Annotated in this window: 4 protein-coding genes and 1 pseudogene; all 5 read right to left on the bottom strand. The window is 61.2% G+C overall.

Going from position 1 to position 6,329, the window contains the following annotated elements; all coding sequences use genetic code 11:
• A pseudogene (locus tag BHC62_RS19300) lies at positions 1–264 on the bottom strand (electron transfer flavoprotein subunit beta/FixA family protein); the annotation flags it as partial.
• A gap of 31 nt (positions 265–295) precedes the next feature.
• Positions 296–1,435, bottom strand: coding sequence for an acyl-CoA dehydrogenase family protein (locus tag BHC62_RS19295; RefSeq protein ID WP_070995823.1), 1,140 nt, complete (start codon positions 1,433–1,435; stop codon positions 296–298).
• Between the two features lie 12 nt (positions 1,436–1,447).
• Entirely contained in the window at positions 1,448–2,644 is a 1,197-nt protein-coding gene (locus BHC62_RS19290; protein ID WP_029299057.1) for an acyl-CoA dehydrogenase family protein, read from the bottom strand.
• A 40-nt stretch (positions 2,645–2,684) separates the two neighbouring features.
• A complete protein-coding gene (locus tag BHC62_RS19285) occupies positions 2,685–4,790 on the bottom strand; it encodes a 3-hydroxyacyl-CoA dehydrogenase NAD-binding domain-containing protein (RefSeq protein WP_070995822.1) in 2,106 nt (701 codons plus the stop codon).
• Positions 4,791–4,963: 173 nt separating this feature from the next.
• Positions 4,964–6,328 carry an MFS transporter gene (locus BHC62_RS19280; RefSeq protein WP_050493012.1) on the bottom strand — a complete coding sequence of 455 codons (1,365 nt, stop codon included), beginning with the start codon at positions 6,326–6,328 and terminating at the stop codon, positions 4,964–4,966.
• Position 6,329 lies beyond the last annotated feature (1 nt).

Raw genomic sequence — 6,329 nt, 5'->3', positions numbered from 1 at the left:
GGATTCGACGAGTACGGCGCGATCAGCACCCAGCGCCAGAGCAGTACGCAACTGCTCTTGAGCAGTGGATGGCCCTACGGAAACGACGACGATTTCAGTGGCTTTACCGTTTTCCTTCAAACGTACGGCCTCTTCCACGGCGATTTCGCAGAAGGGGTTCATCGACATTTTGACGTTAGCCAGATCGACGCCGGAATTGTCCGCCTTGACGCGAACTTTCACGTTGTAATCGACCACTCGTTTGACTGCGACGAGGACTTTCATAGGGACTCCCTCAGAGTGAAAAATGGGCGGTTCATGCGGCATCGAGCAACGCGGCATAGGCCTTGAGGTGATGGTCGTCATCACCGAACTGATGGCTGAGCATCACCAGGCGTTTGGCGTGGTGCGCCAGGGAATATTCCCAAGTCATGCCAATCCCGCCGTGTAGCTGGATCGCCTGCTCGGCGATGTTGCGCGCGGCGCGGGTGACGATGAACTTGGCGGCGGCCAGGGTCCGGGTGCGTTCAAGGCTGTGCGCTTCATCGCAGTAGCACGCGGCCAGGATGGCCATGCTGGTGGCCTGTTCCAGTTCGGTGCGCATGTCAACCATACGGTGCTGCAGCACCTGGAACTGCCCAATTGCCACACCAAACTGCTGGCGCGTCTTCAGGTAGTCGAGGGTCAGGCGACAGGCTTCCTGCATGCTGCCAAGGGCATCGGCGCACTGTGCGGCAATGGCGCGCCCTTGCTGATAACGCAACGCTGCCAGTGCCTGGCCGGGCTCACCCAAAACCTGATCGGCGGAGACGGTCACCTTGTCCAGGTAAAGGTCGCAGGCTTTGCGGCCATCCACCGTGGGATAGGTGCGGCGCTCGACGCCAGCGGCCTGCGGATCGACCAGGAACAGGCCGATGCCGTGCTCATCGCGACTGTCACCGCTGATCCGTGCGCTGACCAGAATCAAACCGGCCTGGTGCCCACCTATCACCACCGCTTTCCTGCCGGTCAGTGTCCAGCCCTCGGCCGTCTGTTCGGCACGGGTCTGCACATCGTTCAGGTGATAGTGACTCTGTGGTTCTTCAAAGGCCGTGGCCAACAGCAATTGACCGCTGGCCACTTGTTGCAACAGGTTTTGCTGGGCCGGACTGCCGAGCTGCATCAGCAAGCCGCCCGCATAAATCACCGACTCCACATAGGGTTCCAGGCACAAGCCTCGGCCGAATTCGGTCATCAACAGCATCGTGTCGACGCCGCCCCCGCCAAAACCGCCCAAGTCCTCGGGAAACGGCACTGCCGTCAGCCCCAACTCACCCAACTGCTGCCAGAAGGCCAGGCTGAAGCCCGCGTCGCTCTGGGCATAGTGTTCACGCGCCTCGAAGCTGTAGGCGTCGCGTACCAGGCGTGTCGCTGTGTCTTGCAGCATTTGCTGCTCTTCGGTCAGTTTGAAGTCCATGGTCAGAGCCCCTTACAGTTCGAGAATCATCTTGGCGACGATGTTTTTCTGGATTTCGTTGGAACCGCCGAAGATCGACAGCTTGCGCAGGTTGAAATACTGGCTGGCCAACGCCACGCTGTAGTCGGCGTGCAGGGGTTCGCCCGGGTAATCCAGGCCCAACTCTTCTTCCAGAAACGGCAACGCGTACGGCCCGATCACCTTGCGCAGCAAGTGGCTGATGGCCTGGCGGACTTCAGTGCCCTTGACCTTGAGGATCGAACTTTCTGCCCCCGGCACCCCGCCGTCCTTGGCCGCAGCCAGGGTGCGCAGCGTGCTCATTTCGGCAGCCATGAGTTGCATTTCCAGCTCTGCGACCTGGGCGCGAAACAGCGGGTCGTCGAATATCGGCCGACCTTCGCTCATCTGCTTGCGGGCAATGCGCTTGAGGTGGGCCAACGCCGCTTTCGATGCACCGATTCCTGCAAGGCCGGTGCGCTCGTAGGTGAGCAGGTATTTGGCGCATGTCCAGCCTTGGTTTTCTTCGCCTACCAGGTTCGCTACGGGCACCTTGACGTTGTCGAAGAACACCTCGTTGACCTCGTGTTCGCCATCCAGGGTGATGATCGGCCGCACGCTGATACCCGGGCTGGTCATATCGATCAGCAGAAAGGAAATACCCCGCTGCTTCTGCGCCTGTGGGTCGGTGCGCACCAGGCAGAAAATCATGTTGGCGTGCTGGCCCAGGGTGGTCCAGGTCTTCTGGCCATTGACGATGTAATAGTCGCCCTCGCGCACCGCGCGGGTTTTCAGCGAGGCCAGGTCAGAGCCGGCGCCTGGCTCGGAGTAGCCCTGGCACCACCAATCGGCACCGTTAAGGATGCGTGGCAGGTAGTGGTCTTGTTGCTGCGGCGTGCCGAACTTGATCAGCACCGGCGCCACCATGTTGACCCCGAACGGAATGCTGCGCGGAGCGCCCACCAGTGCGCATTCCTCATCAAAGATATGCTTTTGCACAGCACCCCAGCCGGTGCCGCCAAAGGCCACTGGCCAATGGGTGGCGTACCATCCCTGCGCGTTCTGGATTGCCTGCCAGCGCAGGTGGTCATCCTTGGACAAGGGCTTGCCCAGGCGCACCTTGTCGGCCAGGTCCTGGGGCAGTTTGTTCTTCAAGAAGGCCCTGACTTCATCACGAAACGCCAGTTCTTCAGCGGTAAAATGAATATCCATGTTGTTTCTCCAAGCCATTGATAGACCGTGAAGCAGGCCGTTATGAATCCAGTTTCCAGTCAGCGAAGCGCCGCCCTTCTGCCGCCAGTTTTTCCAGCAGCGGCGCGGGCTCCCACCAGGCGCCGAAGCGTTGGTGGAACTCGCGAATACGGGCCAGCACCTTGTCCAGGCCAAGGCTGTCGGCATAGAACATCGGGCCGCCTCGCCAGGCGGCAAAGCCATAGCCATTGAGGTAGATGACATCGATGTCGCTGCTACGTCGGGCGATGCCTTCCTGAAGGATTTTTGCCCCTTCGTTGATCAAGGCGAACAGGCAGCGCTCGATGATGTATTCATCACTCAGGGCGCGGCGCTCGATGCCTTTGTCGCGGGAGACGGCTTGCAGCAACGGCAACAGTTCAGGGTTGGGCTCGGGACGGCGGGAGCCGGGGGCGTAACAGTAGAAGCCCTTGCCGGTCTTCTGGCCGAGCATGCCGGCCGCGTACAACGCGTCGAGGACGCCGGGCAACGGATAGTTCGCGGGCAGCGTGGCGCGCTGGCGCTGGCGGATGCTCCAGCCGATATCAAGCCCCGACAGGTCCCGCATGGCATTGGGGCCCATGGCCATGCCGAAGGTGCGCAAGGCCCCGTCGACTTGCTCGGGAGTGGCGCCCTCCTCCAACAGGAACTCGGCCTCGCGGCCATACTGGAAGATCATGCGGTTACCGACAAACCCGTCACAGACGCCTACCACCACGGCAATCTTGTTGAGCTTTTTGCTCAATTGCATGACGGTGGCCAACACGTCGAAAGCGGTGTGCTGCCCGCGCACGACTTCCAGCAGGCGCATGACGTTGGCCGGGCTGAAAAAGTGCAGGCCCACCACATCCTGAGGCCGCGAAGTGAAGCCGGCGATGACGTCCAGGTCCAGTGACGAAGTATTGCTGGCGAGGATCGCGCCGGGTTTGCAGACCAGATCCAGGCGCTCAAACACCTGGCGCTTGACCTCCAGGCTTTCAAACACCGCCTCGATGACCAGGTCGGCAGTGGCCAGTTCGCTGTAGTCCACCCCGCCATGCAGCAGCGCCAAACGCTGCTCCATCACGGCAGGGCTCAAGCTGCCACGGGCGACACTGGCTTCGCAGGTCTCGCGGGCACGCTGCAATGCCCGCCGCAGAGCCGGCTCATCGACTTCCAAGAGCAGCACGGCAATGCCGGCGCTGACAAAACTCAAGGCGATGCCCACGCCCATGGTGCCGCCACCGATCACCCCGACACGTTCAACGTTACGCACGGGCGTGTCCTTGGGCAGGTCGTCGATCTGGGCACATTGGCGCTCGGCAAAAAAGGCGTGTACCAGCGCCGCACGCTGCTCAGAGGCCAGGCACTCCTGGAACAGTGCGCGCTCGCGATGCAATCCTTCGGCCAGTGGCAGCAAGGTCGCCGCCTCGACCGCCGCGACGCAGCGTGGAGGGGAAAAGAACCCCGGCAAACGCTGGCTGACCTCCACGCGTTTGGCGGCGATCAACGCGGCGTTGTCCGCGCCCTTGAGGGCGGCGGTTTGTTCACCGGTGCGCCGCACACCCAGGCCGTTATCCAGCATGCGTTGGGCAAAGGCGATGGCGGCGGCGCGAGGATCACCGTCGAACAGTTCATCGACAATGTGATGTTCCCGGGCGTGAGTGGCGTTGATGGGCTGGCCGGAGACAATCATCTCCAGGGCCTTGGCCACACCGGCCAGACGGGGCAAGCGCTGGGTGCCGCCCGCGCCCGGCAGCAACCCGAGCTTGACCTCCGGCAGGCCGACCTTGGCATCGCGGCGGGCGATTCGATAATGGCAACCCAGGGCCATTTCCAGACCTCCGCCCAGGGCCGTGCCGTGAATCACCGCGACACAGGGTTTGTCGCTTTGTTCATAGGCGTTGACCACTTCCGGCAGGCTCGGCGCCTGAGGTGGCTTGCCGAATTCCTTGATATCAGCCCCGGCAATGAAAGTGCGGCCAGCGCACAGCAACACCAACACCTTGGCCTGCGTGTCGATCTGGCCTTGGTGCAAGGCGCGCAACAGACCTTCACGCTCGGCTTGACCGAGGGCATTGACCGGCGGGTTGTTCAGGGTGATCAGTGCAATCTCGCCTTGGCGCTCGTAGCTCACGCTGGAATTCATCTGAACCTCGATATCTTGTTTTTATTGAAACCATATTCCGCATTGCGGAACATGTGAATCGATTTTATCAAAGAGCCATGTTTTGGCAAACGGTTTCTGGAAAGATTTCCGACGAAAAAAAAGCCGACACCCCACGGGGGTGCCAGCTTGATCGAGCGCGAGAAATTGCTGACTCAAGCGTCAGCCGCTGGCACCTGCCGCCCAGGTACCACCAGTGTGGGATCCTTGGGCGCCCAGCTTTTGAGACGCTCCAGGCTCTCGCGATACGACCGCAGGCCGCTCATCAGAATCACCACTGCCAGCACCAGCGAAACCCCCGTCACCACTGCCAGCGAGTAGCGCAGCGCCGAGTCGCTGCCGAACACATAATCGGTGCCCAAGGCCACGGCCGTCGGGCCAATTCCCAGGCCGATCAGGGTCACGGCAAACTGATAAAGCGCCGAGGCCTGCCCACGCATCGGGCTGGGCACCACTTCTTGCACGGCCAAAGGACCGACGCCAAAGGGCATGCTCACGGTAAACACGTGAAGGGCCATCATCACCAGGGCCAGGTTCTTGTCATCCACCAGATAGCCCAGGTTCGACGGCAAGGTCAGCACAGCAGCCAGGATTGCGATACGCAGGGGAGCATCGCGGTGACCGCGCTTGATCAGCCAGTCGCACAACCGGCCGCCCACCAACAAGCCAAGGGAGCCGCAGATCGCCAGCATACTGCCGTAGATCACCCCGACCTCAGGTACGCTCATGTCGAACGAGCGCACAAAAAATGTCGGGATCCAGGCACTGCTGCCGTAGGCCGTAAACGTCAGGCAAGCAAAGCCCAGGTTATGGCAAAGCATGGTGCGGCGGTTTTTACGCAGGTAATCGACGAACTCCGAAAACGGTAGCTCCAGGCCCGCCCCCACGCCATGGCGCACCGGCTCGCGCAACAGCAGCAGGCATAGAGAGAAGACCACGCCAACCGCGCCGAGAATCAGGAACACCATTTGCCACGGGCGCACCGTGCCAATCAGCGGCAATGTCATATCGCCCTGACTGGTAGCAAAGTGCACCGCCACCCCGCCCAACAACAGGGCAACGCCCGAACCCAGGTAAATCGCCGTCGAATACACGCTGAACGCCGTACCGCGACGCTCAGGGGTGAAACTGTCGGAGATCATCGAGTAAGCACAGGGCGCCAAGGAGGCTTCGCCTGCCGCCACGCCAATCCGGCAAAAAAGGAACTGCCAGTAACCTTTGACCATCCCGCAAGCGGCCGTCATGCCGCTCCACACCAGGATCCCGCACATCAGCAGGTTACGCCGGCTCTTGCTGTCGGCAATCCGCCCCAGCGGGATGCCACAGAGGGTGTAGAAAATCGCAAACGACAGCCCCATCAACAGGCTCATCTGCGTGTCGCTGATATCCATGTCGTGACGGATCGGTCCCACCAGCAGGTTGAGAATCTGCCGGTCCACGAAGGATAAAACGTAGGCCAGCATCAGTATGCTGACGGTGAACCAGGCGCGTATACGTGATGGATAAAGTGCGTTCTTCATA

This window comes from Pseudomonas sp. 06C 126, from assembly GCF_001855215.1.
Classification (GTDB): Bacteria; Pseudomonadota; Gammaproteobacteria; order Pseudomonadales; family Pseudomonadaceae; genus Aquipseudomonas; species Aquipseudomonas proteolytica.
The sequence above is the reverse complement of the archived record's forward strand: the minus strand, read 5'-3'. Positions and strand labels throughout refer to the sequence as shown.

Bases quoted from the DNA above. Each gene is read 5' to 3' on its own strand.
- BHC62_RS19295 (WP_070995823.1), bottom strand. From the start codon at position 1,435: ATGGACTTCAAACTGACCGAAGAGCAGCAAATGCTGCAAGACACAGCG.
- BHC62_RS19290 (WP_029299057.1), bottom strand. From the start codon at position 2,644: ATGGATATTCATTTTACCGCTGAAGAACTGGCGTTTCGTGATGAAGTC.
- BHC62_RS19285 (WP_070995822.1), bottom strand. From the start codon at position 4,790: ATGAATTCCAGCGTGAGCTACGAGCGCCAAGGCGAGATTGCACTGATC.
- BHC62_RS19280 (WP_050493012.1), bottom strand. From the start codon at position 6,328: ATGAAGAACGCACTTTATCCATCACGTATACGCGCCTGGTTCACCGTC.